Origin of the sequence: Pseudomonas sp. Marseille-P9899, assembly GCF_903166565.1 — a bacterium.
In the GTDB taxonomy this organism is placed as follows: Bacteria; Pseudomonadota; Gammaproteobacteria; order Pseudomonadales; family Pseudomonadaceae; genus Aquipseudomonas; species Aquipseudomonas huaxiensis.
This window is the reverse complement of the sequence record NZ_CAESCG010000002.1, coordinates 1,328,747-1,347,043: the sequence shown is the minus strand read 5'-3', so window position 1 is coordinate 1,347,043 and position 18,297 is coordinate 1,328,747. Positions and strand designations below refer to the sequence as shown.

The window sequence follows — 18,297 nt, the reverse complement described above, 5'->3', positions numbered from 1 at the left end:
TTAGGTTTCTGATGCCACCATCACTACGCCTTTTATTGCATATCATCCAGCGCGTAACGGTTGATGCTCGATACGATTTTTTCCATGCGCCACTTCAGTTTGGCGCTGGTAAAGTTACGGGCGCAGTTGTTAACGGCTTTGAATTTTCTGCCATCAATGGCGACCAGATTTTCACCGAACAATCCAACTGCTGACACAGTACAACGAATTGGCGACAGACGCCTCGGATGACCTTGCTGTTGTCCTTTCGGAAGCTCGCGATGGTTTTCAAGTCCGGCATCAATCGTCGGGTCAGCCACATGGCTCGACGTTTCGCCGGGCTTGCCGTTTCGGGCATTCCGACCGGGCTCGCGCACAAGTCTGTTTTCCACGCGGCGTGGGCGAGTTCGGATGCACGTGTTTGCCAAATAACAATGGGACGAAAGCAATCGCTCACCACTATCCGCAGTCAATCCAAAGCAGCCAGCGATGCACCCACAAAACCGGGGGCACGTCAAAAAGCTCTGCTCTAGAATGGCCGCACCTTCAGATAAGCGTGGATCGCTTATCAAGTTTTCACTCACCGGACGAACACGATGGACCGCACCACTCACATCTGCCTGATGGCGACCTACAACGATTGGATGAACGCCAAGGTTTATGAGGCCGCCCGAAGGCTGACAGATGAAGAGCTGTCCGTGGACAGGAAAGCGTTCTTTGGTTCTATCCTCGGGACGTTGAACCATCTGGTGGCCGGGGACACTATCTGGTTGAAGCGCTTTGCCGGGCACCCAGCGAATCACCTGGCTCTGGAGCCGATTCGACAGCTCCCTGCCCCGCAAAGCCTCGACCAATTACTGTTCTCGAATATCCGCGAACTTTCAGCACATCGCGTTTGGCTCGATCAGGTAATTGTCGAGTGGTCCCGCGCCATTACAGAGCCGGATCTGGATTACACGCTCAATTACACAAGCATGAAAGGGGTCCCCGCGGACAAGAGCTTTTATGGCTTGGTCATGCATTTCTTCAACCACCAGACTCATCACCGAGGCCAAGTTACTACGTTGCTTTCACAAGCGGGTGTCGACGTTGGTGATACTGATTTGGTTGGGCTCATTCCTTCCGAGCCGCGCACGTAATATAAAAACCAACACCAAGCCTGATGCCAGTCAGTTGGCGTTTTCGCGCCTATGTTGGGGCCGCTTTGCGGCCCTTCGCGACGGCTCGGCGCCCCGACAAGCTCGCTCCCACAGCTCCCCTGCCGAACCTTGGATCAGTGGGAGCGAGCTTGCTCGCGAAGGGCTGCAAAGCAGCCCCAATTGGTTCAAGCGCACCTAAAACCCGCGATGAGCCGCCTCATACTCAGCCTTCAACAACCGCTTCATCAGCTTCCCCGTAGGCTCACGCGGTAACTCGCTGCGGAAATCAAACTGCTGCGGACACTTGACCCCACCCAGGCCGTCACGGACGAAGCGGCGAAGCGTCTCCGCAAATTCGGCACTCCCGGCCGTGCCCGCCCGGGGCTGTACGACCGCCACCACCCGCTCGCCCATCTCGTCGTCAGGCGCGCCGATCACCGCCGCGTCCTCGACGTCGGGGTGGGTGATCAACAGGTTCTCGATTTCCTGCGGGTAGATGTTCACGCCGCCCGAAATGATCATGAAGCTCTTGCGATCGGTCAGGAACAGGTAGCCGTCATCATCGACCCAGCCAATGTCGTTCAGCGTTGCCCAGCCTTTGTCGTTGTACGCCTGGCGGGTTTTTTCCGGGTCGTTGTGGTACTCGAAACGAGGGCCGTCGGCGAAGTAGACATCGCCCTGGGTACCCGGCGGCAGTTCTTCGCCGTCCGCACCGAGGATCTTTATCGTGCCCAGCACCGCGCGCCCCACCGAGCCCGGTTTGCTCAGCCACTGCGCCGAATCCAGGGCGGTGATGCCGCAGGTTTCCGTGCCGGAGTAGTACTCGTGGATGACCGGCCCCCACCAGTCGATCATGGCGTGCTTGACCGGCACTGGGCACGGCGCCGCGGCATGGATCACCGCCTGCAGCGAGCCGTAGTCATAGCGTTGCCGAACCGCCGGATCGAGCTTGAGCATGCGCACGAAGTGCGTAGGGACGAAGGTCGAGTGGGTGATGCGCTGCTGCTCGATCAGCGCCAGTGACTGCTCCGCGTCGAAGCGCTCCATGATGAACACCGTCCCGCCGAAACGCTGGATCACCATCGCCCAGCGCAGCGGCGCCGCGTGGTACAACGGCGACGTCGACAGGTAGCGGCTGTCGCCATTCATCCCGTAAAGCGCCTCGCCAAGACGCATCAGCGGGATCGGCGCTTCGATCGAGCCTTCCGGCAACTGCGGTTTGACGCCCTTGGGGCGGCCGGTCATGCCGGAGGAATAGAGCATGTCGGAACCCGGGCTGGGGTCGCACACCAGTGTGGTCGGCAGGCCTTCACAAGCTTCGCGCAATGAACGGCGGCCAGGGGCGCTGCTGAAGACCTGCAGGGTAGCTGAGCCGACCTGCTTCGCCGCCTGTTCGGCGACGTCGGCATAGGCGCGGCCGGCCATCAGCGCCTTGGCACCGGAGTTTTCCAACACGTAGGCGAGGTCGCCCACGGAGGTCTTGGTCGATACCGCAGTCAGATAAAGCCCGATGCGCTGAGTGGCCCAGGCCACCACGAATATCTCGAAATCGTTGCCCAGCACCACCGCGACGGTGTCTCCGCGCGTGAGGCCAAGGCTGCGAAACAGATGGGCGGCCTGGTTCGCGAGGGCATCAAGTTCGCCGTAGGTCAGGACCTCCTGGCTGGAAACCAGGACACAGGCAGGCTTGTCGGGGTTGGTGCGGGCGTGAATCAACGGGTGCATGGCGTTTTCTCTTATTGTCGTTGTCAGGGCGTACAGCACGCGGATTCAACGCCCCGACCAGACCGGGGCACGTTTCTCGGCAAAGGCTTTCGGACCCTCGACGGCGTCCGCCGAGGCAAGCATGGCGCGGACCTGCGGATAGTCCCACTGATCGCCCATGCCCTGCTCCACCGACACATCCAGGCCGCGCATCACCGTTTGCTTGGTCGCCCGGACCGACAGCGGGCTGCACGTGAGGATGTCATCGGCCCAGCGCCGGGCGAGGTCCATCACGTCACCTTCCGTCACTTCGTTGACGAAACCAAGCTGTACCCCTTCGCTGGCGCTGACGCGACGCCCGGTGAGCAGCATGCCCATGCTGCGCTTGAGGCCGATCAGCGCGGGAAGCCTCAGCATGCCGCCGGCCAGCGCGGCCAGGCCAATCCTGGCCTCGGGAAGTGCGAAGGCGGCATTGGACGACGCGACGATGATGTCGCAGGCCAGCGCCAGCTCGAAGCCACCGCCCATGGCCACGCCGTTGACGGCGGCGATCACCGGTTTGTGCAGGTCGAACCGAGCAGTCAGCCCGCCGAACCCCGCCGGCGGGGTACCGAGATCGCCGCCATTGGCCTGCTGCTTGAGGTCATGCCCGGCGCAAAACGCCTTGCTCCCGCTACCGGTAAGGATCGCCAGCCACTGCTCATCGTCGCTGGCGAAGTCGTCAAAGGCGCGCTGCAGCTCTTCATGGGCTGCGTAGTTCATGGCGTTGTAGGCATCCGGCCGCTGCAGGGTGACGATTGTCAGGTGCCCTTCGCGGACCACGCGGATGAATTGATATTCCATCGTTCTCTCTCCCGACCTAGGCCAGCATGCCGCTGAGACGGCGATTGATGATGTCGCGGGCGTCACTGACCATGCGCTCCAGCAGTTCTTCGCAACTGGGCACGTCACGGATCAGCCCCTGGATCTGTCCGGCCCAGACCAACCCGGCGTCGAGATTACCGGTCTCCAGCGCCTCGCGGCCCTTGGCGCCGGACACATAGCCACGGATGTCCTCGAACGTGGCTTCGGCTGCCTGGGACAGGCGCACCACTTCATCCGACACGCTGTTGCGCGCGACCCGCCCGGTGTTGTGGAACCGGCGAAAGATCAGGTGGGTGGCACGCTCATCGTTCTCCACCAGGAAGCGCTTGATCGCCTCATGAATCGGCGCCTCACGGGTCGCGCAGAAGCGCGTGCCCATGTTCACCCCTTCCGCGCCCAAGGCCATGGCCGCAGCCAGGCCGCGCCCGTCGCCAATGCCGCCGCTGGCGATGATCGGGATGGTCACCTTGTCGGCAGTGGCGGGAATCAGCACCAGGCCGGGAATGTCGTCCTCACCGGGGTGCCCCGCGCACTCGAAGCCATCGATGGAAATGATGTCGACCCCCATGCGCTGCGCCGACACCGCATGGCGCACCGCCGTGCATTTGTGAATGACGGTCAGGCCGTGGGCCTTGAACGCTTCGACATGTTCCTGCGGCTTGTTGCCGGCGGTTTCGACAATACGCACGCCGGAATCGATGATCGCCTGGCGGTACTCCGCGTAAGGCGGCGGGTTGACCGAGGGCAGGAGAGTCAGGTTCACCGCGAATGGCTTGTCGGTCATGCTCCGGCAGCGGTCGATTTCCCGCCGCAGCGCGTCGGGGGTCGGCTGGGTCAGCGCGGTCAGCGTTCCCAGGCCGCCGGCGTTGGAGACGGCGCTGGCCAGCTCGGCCCGGCCGACCCACATCATGCCGCCCTGCACGATCGGGTGGCGGATGCCGAGCAATTCGGTCACACGGTTACGAAAGCTCATCTCACAGCACCTCCAGAATCGTGACGTTGGCGATGCCGCCGCCCTCGCACATGGTTTGCAGGCCATAGCGCTTGCCGCGGGCTTTCAGGGCGTGGATCAGGGTGGTCATCAGTTTGGTCCCGGACGATCCCAGCGGATGGCCGAGAGCAATCGCCCCGCCGTTGACATTCAACCGCTCGGGGTCGGCGTCAAGCGCGTCCAGCCAGGACAGCGGAACGGGAGCGAACGCCTCGTTGACTTCATACAGATCGATATCGGCGATGCTCAGGCCGGCTTTCTTCAGGGCCTTACGCGTAGCGAAGATCGGCTCTTCGAGCATGATCACCGGGTCGCCCGCGGTAACGGTCATGTCGATGATCCGCGCGATGGGCGTCAGGCCATGGGCTTTCAAGGCGCGTTCGCTGACCACCAGGACCCCGGAAGCGCCGTCGCACACCTGGCTGGCGTTGGCGGCGGTGACCACGCCGCCTTCCTGCAACGGCTTAACCGAACCGATGCCTTCCAGCGACGCATCGAAGCGAATGCCTTCGTCGATCAGGTGCAGGCCGTCCGCCGTCGCCAGACCGATGATTTCATCGCGGAAGGCGCCGTTTTCGGTCGCCCGCGCCGCCCGCTGGTGGCTGGCCAGCGCGAAGCGGTCGAGGGACAGGCGGTCGAGGCCGTACTTCTCCGCCAGCATCTGCGCACCGGCGAACTGACTGAAGCTGCTGACCTTGAAGCGCTCCTGAATCCGGGCGCTGAACGGACCGATGCCGATGCCTTCCTTTTCGTGGAAGGACAGGTTGGAGAACATCGGCACCCGGCTCATGCTTTCCACGCCGCCTGCTATGACCACGTCCTGGAACCCGGACATGACCGCCTGCGCGGCAAATTGCACCGCCTGCTGCGAGCTGCCGCACTGGCGGTCAATGGTGACCGCCGGCACGCTCTGTGGCAGCCGCGACGCCAGCACCACGTTGCGGGCGAAGGCGAACGCCTGCTCACCGGCCTGGGTCACGCAGCCGAGGATCACATCATCGACGGCAGCCGGGTCGATTCCCGAGCGCTCAACCAGTGCGTCGAGTACTTCGGCGCCCATGTCCGCTGGATGCCAGCCGGCCAGTTTGCCGTTACGACGCCCGCCCGCAGTGCGAACGGCTGCAACAATGTAGGCATCAGCCATGACTCAACTCCTTCTTGTTTTTAGGGAGCCGCTGCGCAACGAAGGCAGCGACTTTGTCACGGACACAAGGCTGTGTCGCGAGGGCCGCGATGCTGCGGGCCTCGTTTTCCAGTTGCGTTTCCAACGGGGTGCCGTGGCTTTCCAGCAACAGCTTCCTGACGCTGCCGAGCGCCGCAGGGTTCATTGCGGTCAGCGTTGCCACCACGCTCGCGCCTTCGGCCTGCAACTGGCCGGCGTCGACCACCCGCGAAACCAGGCCAAGGCCGTGCGCCTGCGCCGCCGTCAAACGCTGGTTGAGCAGGATCAGTTCCTGCGCCCGGCGCAGGCCGGTCAGCCGCGGCAGGATCCAGCTCAGGCCGCCATCAGGGCTCAGGCCAATCGCGCCGTAGGCCGGGGTGAAGGACGCGGCGGGCTCAGCCAGAACAACGTCGCCAATCAGCGCCAGGCTCAGGCCAGCGCCGGCCGCCGCGCCGTTGACCAGCGTAACCAAGGGGTTGTCCATGCGCATAAGGCGCGAGATGGCAAGGTGCAGGGTGCCCGCCAACTCGCTGAGAAAACCGGAAATCCCGTCACCCGCCTCGGTGAAGGCTTGCAGATCACCGCCAGCACAGAACAGCTTGCCGCTGCCGGTCAGCACCACGCATTTCAGGTCCGGCGTCTGGTCGCAGATGATGGCTGCGCGAAGCAATGCCTGGGCCATCGGCAGGTCGATTGCGTTGCCCTGGTCGGGGCGGTGCAGCGTGAGGGTGGCGACACCTTCGTGGATATCCAGCAGCACTGAATCGTTCATCGGCACTCCTCCAGCGCGCGGCGTGCCAGCCCGGCCAGCACGGGGAAACTCTTGGCCCGCTCACGGGCGTGGGCCGAGGCGGCCGTGCCGCGAATCACCCGCCCCTTGATGCCATGGAAAATCGCCGCCATGCGGAACAGGTTGAAGGCGATGTAGAACTCCCAGGCCGGAATGGACGCGCGGCCGGTGCGTTCGCAGTAGCGCTCGACATACGCCGATTGCGCGGGAATGTTGAGGCGCTGCAGATCGGCACCGGCCAGGCCGGCAACGATGTCGGGGGGCATCTGGTACATCATCGCGTGGTTGGCGAAGTCGGCCAGCGGATGACCGAGGGTCGACAGTTCCCAGTCCAGCACCGCCAGGACTTTCGGCTCGCGCGGGTGAAAGATCATGTTGTCGCAACGGAAGTCGCCATGCACGATCCGCGTCTCGTCGCCGGGCGGGATCATCCCCGGCAGCCATTCCACCAGCAGGTCCATGTCCGGATCGCGGCCTGCGGCTTCGTCCGCCAGGTACTGGGAAGTCCAGCGGCTGATCTGCCGCGAGAAGTAGTTGCCCGACTTGCCGAAATCACCCAGCCCGACCGCATCGGGCTCGATGCTGTGCAAGGCCGCCAGGGTCTGGTTCATGGCATCGAAATAGCGCGGCCGTTCTTCGGCGCTGACCTCTGGAAAAGTGGCGTCCCAGAAGATCCGTCCTTCGACGCGTTCCATCACATAGAAGGGCGTGCCCACCACCGAAGCGTCGGTGCACACCGCGAAGATCTTCGGCACGCAGAACCCCACGCCGCCCAACGCCTGCTGAACCTGCGCCTCGCGTTCGATCGAGTGGGCGCCTTTGAGCAAGACCCCGGAAGGCTTGCGCCGCAGCACGTAACTGCTGGTCGGCGTGGTGATCTGGTAGGTGGGAATCGACTGCCCGCCCCTGAACTGCAGGACGGTCATAGGGCCGGCGAATCCGTCCACGTTGTCCCGCAGCCAGTGGGCCAGGGCGCGCTCATCGAACGTCATGTCGGCGCGCACTTCACCCGCGCCGGCATTGGCCTTTTGCTCCACTGCCGTCATTGCCGTGCCCTCGCCCATTCACGCTTGATGGTTTTCGCCAGCGACCACTTGTGCACTTCGGTGGGGCCGTCGTAGATGCGAAACGCGCGGATTTCGCGGAACACCTGTTCGACGATCGAGTCCTCAGTAAGGCCGCTGCCGCCCATGACCTGCACACAGCGATCGGCGACGCGCATCAGGGTTTCGCTGACGGCGACCTTGGCCATCGAACTCTCGGTGCCGCCCGCCGCGCCGCTGTCCAGCACGCTGGCGCACCAGTTGATAAGCAATTCCACCTGTTTCAGGTCGATCAGGTTTTCGGCCAGGCTGAAACCGGTGCCTTCGTGGTCGATCAGCAACTTGCCGAACGCCATGCGCCGGTTGGCGTAGTCGGTGGCGATTTCGTTGGCCCGCAGGCAGGCGCCGTACCAGCGCATGCAATGCGACAGCCGCGCCGGCGCCAGGCGGATCTGCGCGTAGCGAAAACCTTCGCCGGCCTCGCCCAGCATCTGCTCGGCGGGCACCCGCAGGTTGTCCAGCGCGACGATGGCATGGCCGCCGGGCATGGAGCTGTCGATGGTGCGCGGAATGCGTTCGATGCGGATGCCCGGGTCAGGCAGGGCGACGAGAAACATACAGGCGCCCTCCTCGGCCTTGGCCATGACGATGCCGATCTGCGCGCCCTGGGCACCGGTGATGAAGGCCTTGCGGCCGTTGATCACCCAGTGGTCTCCGTCGCGCCGGCAGGTGGTCTGCATCATCGACGGATCGGATCCGGCGCCGCCGTCCTCGGCGGGTTCAGTCATGAAAAAGGCCGAGCGCGCGGTGCCCTGGACCAGCGGCTCGAGAAAACGCTCCTTGATAAACGGGCTGCCGACCTTGCCGAGCAAATACATGTTGCCCTCATCCGGCGCGCAGGTATTGCAGGCCAGCGGTCCGAGGGGCGACAGGCCGGTCTTGGCCAGCACCAGCGCCGTGCCTTGCTGGCTCAGGTGGCTGCCATCGGCAAGGATATGCGGGGTCAGAACCCCCGCTTCGCGGGCCAGCTCCCGCAGTTCCAACACCAGTTCGTCGGTGGGGCAGTCGTGGTGATCGCGGCGGTTGTCGGCTTCGTAAGGCACCACCACGTCGCGAACAAAACGCTCGACCCGGTCGGCAATCTCCGTGGCCCGTTGCAGATCGTGGAAGCTCATCGGGCGGCCATCCGGATTGCGCCGTCCAGGCGAATGACTTCGCCGTTGAGCATGGGGTTTTCGACAATCGACTGGACCAGCAAGGCGAACTCGTCCGGCTGGCCGAGACGGCTCGGGAACGGCACCTGCTGACCGAGGGAGTCTTGTACGTCCTGGGGCAGCGACGCCAGCAACGGGGTGAGGAAAATCCCCGGTGCAATGGTCATCACGCGGATGCCGTAGCGGGCGAACTCCCGCGCCAGCGGCAGGGTCATGCCGACAATCCCGGCCTTGGACGCGGCGTAGGCCGGCTGGCCGATCTGCCCGTCGAAGGCGGCGACGCTCGCGGTGTTGATGATGACGCCGCGCTCTTCCCCGTCGGCATCAGCCAGGTGCAGGCGCTCGGCGAACTTCGACAGCACGTTGAAACTGCCGTTGAGGTTGATGTTCACGATTCGCGCAAAGTCGGCCAGCTGCAGCGCCGAACCGTCGCGGGATAGCGCCTTGCCGGGCGGGCCGATGCCCGCGCAATTGACCAGGATGCGCGCCTTGCCGTGCACCCCTTCGGCGGTTTCGAGGGCATGCCGGACGCCGGCCTCGTCGGTGACATCGGCCTTGATGAACAGGCCGCCGATCGCAGCGGCGTGGGCTTCGCCCAGTTCCTGGTTGAGGTCGAGAATCGCCACCCTGGCGCCGGCCGCCGCCAGCCGCGAGGCCACCGCGCCACCGAGGCCGGACGCGCCGCCGGTTACTACTGCAGCCACATCTTGAATCTTCATCGAGCACATCCTCTTGCTTGTTCTTGTTGGGACAGCGAGCTCTGCCGCGAGCAGGAAAACCACTGATTTAACTCATCGGTAGAATATCTACTCGTCAGTAGGCTAGAATTCCGATCACTGGCCTGTCAAGGTCGAAAATCCCTGAAAGTGGAAAGCGAGCTTCCAACAGACGCCGCACCCCACACCCGAAAAATGGAATGAACACCGTGACCGAAACCTCCCCCTTCACCAGCGCAACGCAGAAGCAACAGGAGCGCGAAGCCAAGCGCCAGGCCGTGCTCCGCGCGGCGGTGCGGATCTTCAACGAGCGTGGTTTCCACGCCACCCTGCTCGACGATGTGGCCGTCAGCCTGGGCATCTCCAAACCGACGATCTATCACTACCTGGGCAACAAGGAACAGGTGCTGCTGCAGTGCGTCATCCACGGCCTGGAACAACTGATCGACGCCGCGGACAAGGCGCGCCAGGAGCCCGGCCAAGGCATCGACCGGTTGCGCAGCTACCTGCGGCGCTACGCGGAAATCAACATGGATGACTTCGGCCGCTGCGTGATCCGCACCGGCGACGAAGCCCTGTCCGAGGAAGGCCGGACCCGCTTCCGCGCCCTGAAAAGTGATATCGACCGGGCCATGCGCGGGCTGATCGAAGAAGCCATCGCCGACGGTTCCGTCGCGCCCTGCGACGCGCGGCTGCTGGCCTTCACCCTGGCCGGCGCGCTCAACTGGCCCGCGCGCTGGTTCTCCCCGGATGGCAAGCAGACGAAGGAAGAGGTGGCCGCGCAAATGGTCGACCTGCTGACCAGCGGATTCGCGCCGCGCTGAGCCACGCAACGCAACGCAACTGTCGCAAGCGGCGAAGGAAGGAGGGTGTTGCAACATGCTCAACGTGCTTGATTGCCCTGACACGAGGTTCATCGGACCTGTACCACTGTCGCAGCAGATCGAACGCGTTCGGCTGCTCCCGCTGATCGCCCGCGCGGGCGGCACGCTCACCCTGCTGAGCGCGCCCGCCGGTTTCGGCAAGTCGACGGTAATGGCCCAGACCTGCGCGCAATTGAGCCAGGCCGGCATCGCCACCGCCTGGCTCAACACCCATGCGGCAGACAACGACCTGCCGCGTTGGCTCGCCAGCCTCGACAGGATCACCAGCCATCTCGGCATCGCCCGGCCCGGCTGCGATGCCATCACCTGCCTGACGATGCCCACCGCCTCATACGCGCTGTTCATCGATGAACTGGAAACCATCCAGGAGCCATCGGTACTCGCCCTGCTCCAGGAACTGGCCCTTCACCTGCCCCATCGCGCCTACCTGATCGCCACCACCCGGCTGACCCCGGCCCTGGGCCTGGCAAGGCTGAGGGCCAGTGGCCGGCTGACGGAAATCGGCGCCGGCGAGCTGCGTTTCGATATCGAAGAAAGCCAGGCCCTGCTCGACGGCCAGCTTGGCGCCGCGTCCCTGTCCCGCGCCGATGTCGAGCACCTGCACGGCAAGACCGAGGGCTGGGCTGCGGCGTTGTGGCTGGCGTCGATTGCGCTCAAGCGCAGCGAGTCGCGGCTGGAGTTCATCGCCCGCTTCTCCGGCTCCACCAGCACCGTAGCCCAGTACCTGAGCGAAGTGGTGCTGGCGGAGCAATCGCCGACCGTGCGCCGGGTGCTGCTGCGCATGAGCGTGCCGAGGCACTTCAACCCGGCACTGTGCGAGGCGCTGAATCCGGGGGTCGACGGACGGGAAATGATCGAGCAGCTCCAGGCCCAGGGCCTGGCCGTGCCGGTTGAAACGAAACACGGGTTGTGGCGTTTCCACAGCCTGTTCGCGGAATTCCTCCGTGACCAGCTCGACCGCGAAAGCCCCGGCGAAAACGCCCGTCTGCACCTTGCCGCCTCGCGCTGGTTCGACAGTCAAGGCCAGGCGGTGCAGGCCATCGATCACGCCGTGCTCGGCCAGCAGTACGAGCAGGCCATTCTGTTGCTCGAACACCACACCGAATCGCTGCTGGAACAAGGCCGGATGCGCTTGCTGCGGCGCTGGTTCACCGCCATTCCCGAACACCTGGTGGCCGCCCGACCGCGCTTGCATGTGATGTCGCTGTGGGCGCTGGCGCTGACCGAGGGCGCGCACCTGGCGTGGCAGGAACTGGAGCGGCTCGACTGGCGCAACAGCCCCGACCCACACGTGCGCAACCACGGCGCCGCGCTTTACCCAACCCTGCTGGGCATGCGTGACCACTGCGAAGAAGCGGTGACGGTCGGCATGCGCACCCTGAACAATCTTGAAGCCCGGCACACCTTCGCCAGCACCACCCTGCTCAATGCCATCGCCCACCAGACCCTGATCATCGGCGACACCCGCGATGCCCAGCGCATGGTCGATGCCGCGCGCCGCCTGCACGGCGGCGAAAGCCACTTCAACCGCATGTATTCGGAAACCACCGAGGGCCTGATCGACCTGTTGCACGGTCGTCTGCGCCACGCCTCCGCTAGGTTCCGCCTGGCCGTCGATGTCACCCGCACCAGCCACCATCGGCACGTCCACGGCAACGCCTGGGCCGGGGTTCTGCACACCGCGACGGTGTACGAAGCCAACGACCTCGCCCAGACGCGGCACCTGATCAACGTCTACCTGCCGCTGGCCCGTGAAGTCGGCATTCCCGACCACTTGATCCTGATCTACCTGCTCAAATGCCGCCTGGCGTTCACCGAAAACGACCTGGAAACCGCGCTGCACGCGCTGACCGAACTCGAATCCCTCGGCCACCGCCGCAGCCTGCCCCGCGCGGTGGCCGCGGCCCAACTGGAGCGGGCAAAGATCCTGCTGATCCAGGGCGAGGGCGAGGCGGCGCGGGATGAGTTGAGCCGGGCCGATGACCCGGTGATCTGGGCGCGGGAATGCCGGCAGCGGCTGCTTGCCCATGACAGCCATTACCTGCGCCTGGCGCGGCTGCGCTGGGACATTCATTTTGGTGACCCGGTCGCCGCCCTCAAGCAACTGGCCGTCGACCTCGAAGAAGCCAACGCCTCGGGCCGCCGCCACCGTGCGCTGGTGCTGCAGTTGTTGCAGGTGCTGGCGCTGCAGCGTTGCGACAACCTGCTCGCCGCGCACAAAACGCTGGAAGAGGCGCTGACGTTCGCCGCGCGAGAAGGCTACGTGCGCACCGTGCTCGATGAAGGGGCGGCGCTCGGCCAGGTGGTGCTGGAGTTCAAGCAGTTGTACGAGGCGCGCAGTTCGCGCACGCCGCTGCTGCTGGATTACCTGCGTTCGCTGCTGATCGGTTTCGGCCCGGCGCTGCCCCCCGAGCAGGCCAGACCCGCCTCCGCCGCGCCGCTGCCCGAGCCGCTGACGCGCAAGGAAATCGAAGTCCTGGTGCTGCTCACCGACGGCTGCTCCAACCTCGACCTGGCTGGGCGCATGCACGTGTCGCTGAGTACCGTGCGCACCCACCTGCGCAACATCAACGCCAAGCTCTCGACCGGCAGCCGCAACCAGGCGCTGGCAGTGGCGAGGAAGATGGGGCTGGTCTCGTAACGACGAGGAAAAATCGTCTTTTGTGACGATTTTTCCCCTCCCCCCGCCCCATAGACTGATCCCGAAACCCGCTATCCCGCGCCACGTGCAGCAGGCTTGCGATTGCAGTCCGGTCGTCAGGGCCGCCGTCGGTCATCTGACAGATCCAACAACAATAATTAACGGGATTGAGCAATGAACGAGCAAAGCACCACCCTCCCCTACACCGAAAGCAAGATCCACCCCGGACGCTGGACGGCCGTGGTCTGCCTGATCATCTTCTACGCGATTTCGATGGTCGACCGCTTCATCCTTTCCGCCGTCGCCCAACCGGTCACCCAGAGCCTGGAACTGTCCAACACGCAGATGGGCCTGCTGCTGGGCGCAGGCTTCGCCGTGCTGTATTCCATCGCCGGGATTCCGGTGGCCTACCTGATCGACAAGGGCAACCGCACCCGGGTGATCCTCGCCGGCGTGCTGCTCTGGTCGCTGATGACCGCGGCGTCTGCCTTCACCGTCGATTTCACCACCCTGATCATCTGCCGCGCCGGCGTTGCGATCGGCGAAGCGGTGCTGACCCCGGCGGCGATGTCGCTGATTGGCGATATGTTCCAGCGCAAGGAGCGCGCGCTGCCCACCAGTTTCTACATGGCCACCGGCAACATCATGGCTACCGGTGCGTTCATTATTGGCGGCGCGGTGTACCAGTTCGCCGGCGGGCAACAAATCATTCCCGGCATGGAACCCTGGCGCTTCACCCTGCTCGCCGTGAGCCTGCCGGGGCTGCTGATGATGGTGGTGTTCGCCCTGGCCGTCCGCGAACCGGCGCGGGTCGAAACGCCCTCGTCCACGGCGGGCGCCGGCATCGACGCACTGCTGCCGTTCCTGGTTGGCAACAAGGCCATGTTCATCCCCTTCTTCATCGCCACCGGGCTGATTTCATCGCTGACCCTGGGGGTGATTTCCTGGGCGCCCACGCTGTTGATCCGGCTGCATGACCTGAGCGCCGCCCAAGCCAGCTTCGTGTTCGGTTCGGTGGGCCTGCCGACCTCGGTGCTGGGCACGCTGTGCCTGCCGTGGCTGGCGAGCCGGCTGCAAAAGGCCGGTCGGGCGGACGGTATTGCGCTGATTCTGATGGTAGCGGTGGCCATCCCGGTGCCCGCGATCATCGCCGGCTTGCTGGTGGGCGATTACTGGCTGCTGGTTGCTGCGTTTGCGGTGTGCATGATGTTCCTGCCGAGCATCTCGGTCATGACCTGCCTGGGCATGCAGATGATCAGCCCGTCCCGGCTGCGGGCGCGCACCGTGGCGGTCAATCTGCTGGTGATCAACCTCTTCGGCTACACCGTCGGGCCGTTCCTCAGCGGCGTACTGGCCGACCGGGTATTCAGCGGCCCGACGGCCATCGCCTCGGCACTCGCCACCATGGCGGCGATCATCGGCCCCGGCGCCCTGCTCGGCTTCCTCTTCGCCCGCCGCCACTTCGGCCAGATGATGAACGCGCAAAAAGACTGAGCGTCACCCGCGGCCGCGAGGCCGCCATTACTCCCTACAAAAACAAGAACCGGAGCCGCCATGAATTTGCGCACCGCAACCCTGCTCGCCTGCTCGTTGCCCCTGTCTCTCCCGGCACAAGCACAGACCAGCTTCATCACCGACAGCAGAGCCTCCGTGCTGCTGCACAACTACTACTTCGACCGCGACTACAAAGACCCCGCCAACCCCGCGCTGAAACGTGAACTGCGGGAATGGGCCCAGGGCGTGACCCTGGACTTCAAGTCCGGCTACACCGAAGGGCCGGTCGGATTCGGCCTGGACCTGACCAGCATGACCGGCCTCAAACTGGACTCCTCCCGCAGCCGCGCCGGCACCCAGTTGCTGCCACTCGACTCCCAGGGCCGCGCCGAGGACAGCTTCAGCAGCTTCGGCGGTGTCGCCAAAGTGCGCTTCGCCCAGTCCAGATTGAATACCGGCAGGATGGTGCTGACCCTGCCCATCGCCTATTCCAGCCCCGGCCGCCTGCTCCCGCAGACCTTCCAGGGCACGACCTTCCAGTCGGACGATTTCGACAGCTTGACGCTGATGGGCGGCTACCTCGACCGCATCAAGTTCCGCGATTCGAGCAACTACGAAAACATCCGCGTGACCGCGCAGAACGGCCGTTTCCGCGATGTCGACTCCAGCGGTTTCAGCTATGTCGGCGCCAAGTACAAGGTCGCCCCCAACTTCACCGCCAGCTACTACCACGCCACGCTGAACGACATCTATCGCCAGGATTACGTATGGCTGGTGCACGACCTGCCGCTGGGGCCGGGCAGCCTGAAAACCGATTTCCGCTGGGTGAAGTCCGCTGAGGACGGCGCCGCCAACGCTGGCAACGTCGACAACGAAAACCTCGGCGTGGTCTTCAGGTACGCCCTCGGCGGGCACACCTTCAGCACCGGCTACATGGCGCTGTTCGGCGACACCGCCCAGCCGTACATGGGCCGCAGCGAGCCGTCGCCGACTGTCGAAGGGGCCATCGCCACCGACTTCCTCAACGCCAAGGAACGCACCTGGCAGGTGCGTTGGGACTACAACTTCGCGGTCCAGGGCATCCCCGGGCTGACGGCTATGCTCTGGCACATGCGCGGCGACAACATCGAGCTGCCCGAGCGCATGGGCGGCAGCGGCCTCTACGAGCGCGAAAGCCAGGCCCAGGTGGCCTACGTCATCCAGTCCGGGCCGTTGCAGGGGCTGGGCGTCAAGGTTCGCCACGCCTGGTACCGCAACGACTTCACCCAGGCCGCGACCTTCCGCGACAACAACGACTTGCGGGTCAATATCGTCTATTCCTGGAAACTCTGGTGAACAGCGCGGGGCGCCTGCCGCGCCCCGCTCAGGAGGTTTAATGCAACGTCCCGGCTTCAGCACAGAACATGAGATTTTCCGCGAAAGCTATCGGGCTTTCCTGCAAAAAGAAGTACAGCCACACAAACAGGCGTGGCGCGAAGCGGGCATCGTCCCGCGGGAAATGTTCCGGAAAATGGGCGACCTCGGCTACCTGCTGGTGTGGGCCGACGAAGCACACGGCGGCCTTGGCCTGTGGGACTTCCGCTATCAGCAGATCATGATCGAGGAAGACAACCGCTTCGGCGAGGTGGGCTTCTATCACACTCTGCACAGCCGCCTGGTCGCGCCTTACCTCCAGCATTTCGGCAGCCCGGCGCAACAGGCCCGCTACCTGCCCGCGTGTGCAAAGGGCGAAAGCATCCTGGCGATCGCCATGACCGAGCCCGATGCCGGCAGCGACCTGGCCGGCATCAAGACCCGCGCCCAGGCGCAGGACGACCACTGGGTGCTCAATGGCGCCAAGACTTACATTTCCAACGGCATCAACGCCGACGTGGTACTAGTCGCCGCCAGGACCGACCCGGACAACCCGCGCCGGATCGGCCTGTTCCTTGTCGAACGCGGCATGCCGGGCTTCGAGCGCGGCCGCAAGCTGGCCAAGATGGGCCTGCATGCCCAGGACACCGCCGAGCTGTTCTTCAACGACGTGTGCGTCCCCAAGGCCAATGTGCTGGGTGACGCCGCGCAAGGCTTGAGCTACCTGAAGACCTCGCTGGTGGAAGAGCGCCTGATCTGCGCCGTCGGCTCGCTGGCCAACGCCCAGTGCGGTTTCGACCTGACCCGCGATTACGTGCTGGAGCGCAAGGCGTTCGGCAAGACCATCGCCGACTTCCAGAACACCCGTTTCGTGCTGGCAGAACTGGCGGCGGCGTTGGAAATGGCCCAGGTTTATGTCGACCATTGCGTCGCCCTGCACAACGACAACGCGCTGAGCGTGCCGTCGGCGGCCAAGGCCAAGCTGATTGCCAGCGAGCTGGAATCCCGGGTCATGGATGCCGGCGTACAACTGCACGGTGGCGCCGGCTACATGCAGGAATACGAGATTTGCCAACGCTTCCAGGACGCCCGGGTGTCGCGGATCTTCGCCGGCAGCTCGGAAATCATGAAAGAAATCATCGCTCGCGCCGTGCTTGGCTGAGCATCGCCCCGTTTGAGGATTTGATATGGGACCCCTGCAAGGCGTCAAAGTCGTTGAATTGTCCGGCATCGGACCCGCCCCGTTCTGCGCCATGGTGTTGGCTGACATGGGCGCGGACGTGGTGCGCATCGTACGCCCCGGCACCGGCGTGGACCCGGCCGATGTGCTCAGCCGCAACCGCCCCACCGTGGAAATCGACATCCGCAGCGCGCCAGGGCAAGCCGCCGTCCTGGCCCTGGTGGCGCAGGCCGACATCCTGATCGAAGGCTTCCGCCCCGGGGTCATGGAAAAAAACCGCCTCGGCCCGACCGAATGCCAGGCCATCAATCCACGGCTGATCTATGGGCGTATGACCGGCTGGGGCCAGTACGGGCCGCTGGCGCAGGCGGCCGGCCATGACCTCAACTACATCGCCCTGACCGGCGCCTTGCATGGCATCGGTCGCCCGGGCGAAACGCCACCGCCGCCGGTGAACTTCATCGGCGACTTCGGCGGTGGCGGGATGTTGTTGCTGGTGGGGGTGCTGGCGGCGCTGCATGAAGCCGCGCGTTCCGGCATGGGCCAGGTCATCGATGCCGCCATGACCGACGGCACCGCGCTGCTGACGAGTTTCATACACGGGCTCAGGGCCACCGGACATTGGCGCAATGAGCGTGGCGCCAACCTGCTCGATGGTGCGGCGCCTTTCTACGATACCTATCGCTGCGCCGACGGCCGCTTCATCTCCCTGGGCGCCATCGAGCCGCAGTTCTACGCGCTGTTGCGCGAACGCTGCGGGCTGGAAGGCAGCCTGTTTGACGAGCAGATGAACCCGGCAACCTGGCTCACGCAGAAGCAGGCGTTAGCGGGAATCATCGCGACCCGCACGCGGGATGAATGGTGCGTGCTGCTCGAAGGCAGCGACGCCTGCTTCGCGCCCGTGCTGGATTGGGATGAGGCGCCGCAGCATGCGCACAACCGGGCCAGGGAAACCTTCATCAACCTTGACGGCGTTACTCAACCCGCCCCGGCGCCGCGTTTTTCGCGGACTGCGCCGGACGTTCCGCGACCCGCTTATGGTGCATCGCTGGAGGAGTTGTTGCGGCGCTGGAACGGCTGAGTCGCACTCCGTATAAGCAAGGGCGTTCGCGATGAACGCCCTTGCCTGTCGGAGAACCCAAG

Annotated in this window: 15 protein-coding genes and 1 pseudogene; 7 read left to right on the top strand and 9 right to left on the bottom strand. The window is 64.6% G+C overall.

Going from position 1 to position 18,297, the window contains the following annotated elements:
- Positions 1 to 44: 44 nt before the first annotated feature.
- A pseudogene (locus HWV67_RS15505) lies at positions 45 to 330 on the bottom strand (transposase); the annotation flags it as partial.
- Between the two features lie 245 nt (positions 331 to 575).
- Between HWV67_RS15505 and HWV67_RS15500 the strand changes: the two are divergent.
- Complete coding sequence (locus HWV67_RS15500) at positions 576 to 1,118, top strand: DinB family protein (RefSeq protein ID WP_175651856.1); 543 nt, start codon at positions 576 to 578, stop codon at positions 1,116 to 1,118.
- 195 nt (positions 1,119 to 1,313) lie between these two features.
- Here the strand turns inward: HWV67_RS15500 and HWV67_RS15495 are convergent, their stop codons facing one another.
- The 8 genes from HWV67_RS15495 to HWV67_RS15460 are packed head-to-tail and all read right to left on the bottom strand — an operon-like array spanning position 1,314 to position 9,605.
- Positions 1,314 to 2,843 (bottom strand): acyl-CoA synthetase, encoded by a 1,530-nt coding sequence (locus HWV67_RS15495; RefSeq protein WP_175651855.1) that lies wholly within the window; start codon positions 2,841 to 2,843, stop codon positions 1,314 to 1,316.
- A gap of 45 nt (positions 2,844 to 2,888) precedes the next feature.
- Positions 2,889 to 3,665, bottom strand: a complete 777-nt coding sequence (locus HWV67_RS15490; protein ID WP_175651854.1) for an enoyl-CoA hydratase-related protein — start codon at positions 3,663 to 3,665, stop codon at positions 2,889 to 2,891.
- A gap of 16 nt (positions 3,666 to 3,681) precedes the next feature.
- Positions 3,682 to 4,659: an NAD(P)H-dependent flavin oxidoreductase gene (locus tag HWV67_RS15485; RefSeq protein WP_110971164.1), complete on the bottom strand. Its 978-nt coding sequence runs from the start codon at positions 4,657 to 4,659 to the stop codon at positions 3,682 to 3,684.
- Position 4,660: 1 nt separating this feature from the next.
- A complete protein-coding gene (locus HWV67_RS15480; protein ID WP_175651853.1) occupies positions 4,661 to 5,821 on the bottom strand; it encodes an acetyl-CoA C-acetyltransferase in 1,161 nt (386 codons plus the stop codon).
- Positions 5,814 to 6,611 carry an enoyl-CoA hydratase/isomerase family protein gene (locus HWV67_RS15475; protein ID WP_175651852.1) on the bottom strand — a complete coding sequence of 266 codons (798 nt, stop codon included), beginning with the start codon at positions 6,609 to 6,611 and terminating at the stop codon, positions 5,814 to 5,816. The genes HWV67_RS15480 and HWV67_RS15475 overlap by 8 nt, the downstream gene beginning before the upstream one ends.
- Positions 6,608 to 7,675: a phosphotransferase gene (locus tag HWV67_RS15470; RefSeq protein ID WP_175651851.1), complete on the bottom strand. Its 1,068-nt coding sequence runs from the start codon at positions 7,673 to 7,675 to the stop codon at positions 6,608 to 6,610. Before HWV67_RS15470 ends, HWV67_RS15475 begins: the two co-directional genes overlap by 4 nt.
- Positions 7,672 to 8,847, bottom strand: coding sequence for an acyl-CoA dehydrogenase family protein (locus HWV67_RS15465; RefSeq protein ID WP_110971168.1), 1,176 nt, complete (start codon positions 8,845 to 8,847; stop codon positions 7,672 to 7,674). Before HWV67_RS15465 ends, HWV67_RS15470 begins: the two co-directional genes overlap by 4 nt.
- Positions 8,844 to 9,605, bottom strand: a complete 762-nt coding sequence (locus HWV67_RS15460; protein ID WP_175651850.1) for an SDR family NAD(P)-dependent oxidoreductase — start codon at positions 9,603 to 9,605, stop codon at positions 8,844 to 8,846. Before HWV67_RS15460 ends, HWV67_RS15465 begins: the two co-directional genes overlap by 4 nt.
- Before the next feature lie 206 nt (positions 9,606 to 9,811).
- Here HWV67_RS15460 and HWV67_RS15455 point away from each other — a divergent pair, with 206 nt between their 5' ends.
- The 6 genes from HWV67_RS15455 to HWV67_RS15430 all read left to right on the top strand — a co-directional run bounded on the left by HWV67_RS15455 (position 9,812) and on the right by HWV67_RS15430 (position 18,235).
- Complete coding sequence (locus HWV67_RS15455; RefSeq protein WP_110971170.1) at positions 9,812 to 10,426, top strand: TetR/AcrR family transcriptional regulator; 615 nt, start codon at positions 9,812 to 9,814, stop codon at positions 10,424 to 10,426.
- 55 nt (positions 10,427 to 10,481) lie between these two features.
- Positions 10,482 to 13,127: a LuxR C-terminal-related transcriptional regulator gene (locus HWV67_RS15450; protein WP_175651848.1), complete on the top strand. Its 2,646-nt coding sequence runs from the start codon at positions 10,482 to 10,484 to the stop codon at positions 13,125 to 13,127.
- Positions 13,128 to 13,301: 174 nt separating this feature from the next.
- The gene (locus HWV67_RS15445; RefSeq protein WP_175651847.1) at positions 13,302 to 14,621 is read left to right on the top strand and encodes an MFS transporter; all 1,320 of its coding nucleotides are present in this window, start codon (positions 13,302 to 13,304) and stop codon (positions 14,619 to 14,621) included.
- A gap of 60 nt (positions 14,622 to 14,681) precedes the next feature.
- The gene (locus HWV67_RS15440) at positions 14,682 to 15,956 is read left to right on the top strand and encodes an OprD family porin (RefSeq protein WP_175651846.1); all 1,275 of its coding nucleotides are present in this window, start codon (positions 14,682 to 14,684) and stop codon (positions 15,954 to 15,956) included.
- A gap of 40 nt (positions 15,957 to 15,996) precedes the next feature.
- Positions 15,997 to 17,136, top strand: a complete 1,140-nt coding sequence (locus tag HWV67_RS15435) for an acyl-CoA dehydrogenase family protein (RefSeq protein ID WP_175651845.1) — start codon at positions 15,997 to 15,999, stop codon at positions 17,134 to 17,136.
- 25 nt (positions 17,137 to 17,161) lie between these two features.
- On the top strand, positions 17,162 to 18,235 hold the full coding sequence (locus HWV67_RS15430) for a CaiB/BaiF CoA transferase family protein (RefSeq protein ID WP_175651844.1): 1,074 nt from the start codon (positions 17,162 to 17,164) through the stop codon (positions 18,233 to 18,235).
- Positions 18,236 to 18,297 lie beyond the last annotated feature (62 nt).

Bases quoted from the DNA above. Each gene is read 5' to 3' on its own strand.
- HWV67_RS15500 (WP_175651856.1), top strand. From the start codon at position 576: ATGGACCGCACCACTCACATCTGCCTGATGGCGACCTACAACGATTGG.
- HWV67_RS15495 (WP_175651855.1), bottom strand. From the start codon at position 2,843: ATGCACCCGTTGATTCACGCCCGCACCAACCCCGACAAGCCTGCCTGT.
- HWV67_RS15490 (WP_175651854.1), bottom strand. From the start codon at position 3,665: ATGGAATATCAATTCATCCGCGTGGTCCGCGAAGGGCACCTGACAATC.
- HWV67_RS15485 (WP_110971164.1), bottom strand. From the start codon at position 4,659: ATGAGCTTTCGTAACCGTGTGACCGAATTGCTCGGCATCCGCCACCCG.
- HWV67_RS15480 (WP_175651853.1), bottom strand. From the start codon at position 5,821: ATGGCTGATGCCTACATTGTTGCAGCCGTTCGCACTGCGGGCGGGCGT.
- HWV67_RS15475 (WP_175651852.1), bottom strand. From the start codon at position 6,611: ATGAACGATTCAGTGCTGCTGGATATCCACGAAGGTGTCGCCACCCTC.
- HWV67_RS15470 (WP_175651851.1), bottom strand. From the start codon at position 7,675: ATGACGGCAGTGGAGCAAAAGGCCAATGCCGGCGCGGGTGAAGTGCGC.
- HWV67_RS15465 (WP_110971168.1), bottom strand. From the start codon at position 8,847: ATGAGCTTCCACGATCTGCAACGGGCCACGGAGATTGCCGACCGGGTC.
- HWV67_RS15460 (WP_175651850.1), bottom strand. From the start codon at position 9,605: ATGAAGATTCAAGATGTGGCTGCAGTAGTAACCGGCGGCGCGTCCGGC.
- HWV67_RS15450 (WP_175651848.1), top strand. From the start codon at position 10,482: ATGCTCAACGTGCTTGATTGCCCTGACACGAGGTTCATCGGACCTGTA.
- HWV67_RS15445 (WP_175651847.1), top strand. From the start codon at position 13,302: ATGAACGAGCAAAGCACCACCCTCCCCTACACCGAAAGCAAGATCCAC.
- HWV67_RS15440 (WP_175651846.1), top strand. From the start codon at position 14,682: ATGAATTTGCGCACCGCAACCCTGCTCGCCTGCTCGTTGCCCCTGTCT.
- HWV67_RS15435 (WP_175651845.1), top strand. From the start codon at position 15,997: ATGCAACGTCCCGGCTTCAGCACAGAACATGAGATTTTCCGCGAAAGC.
- HWV67_RS15430 (WP_175651844.1), top strand. From the start codon at position 17,162: ATGGGACCCCTGCAAGGCGTCAAAGTCGTTGAATTGTCCGGCATCGGA.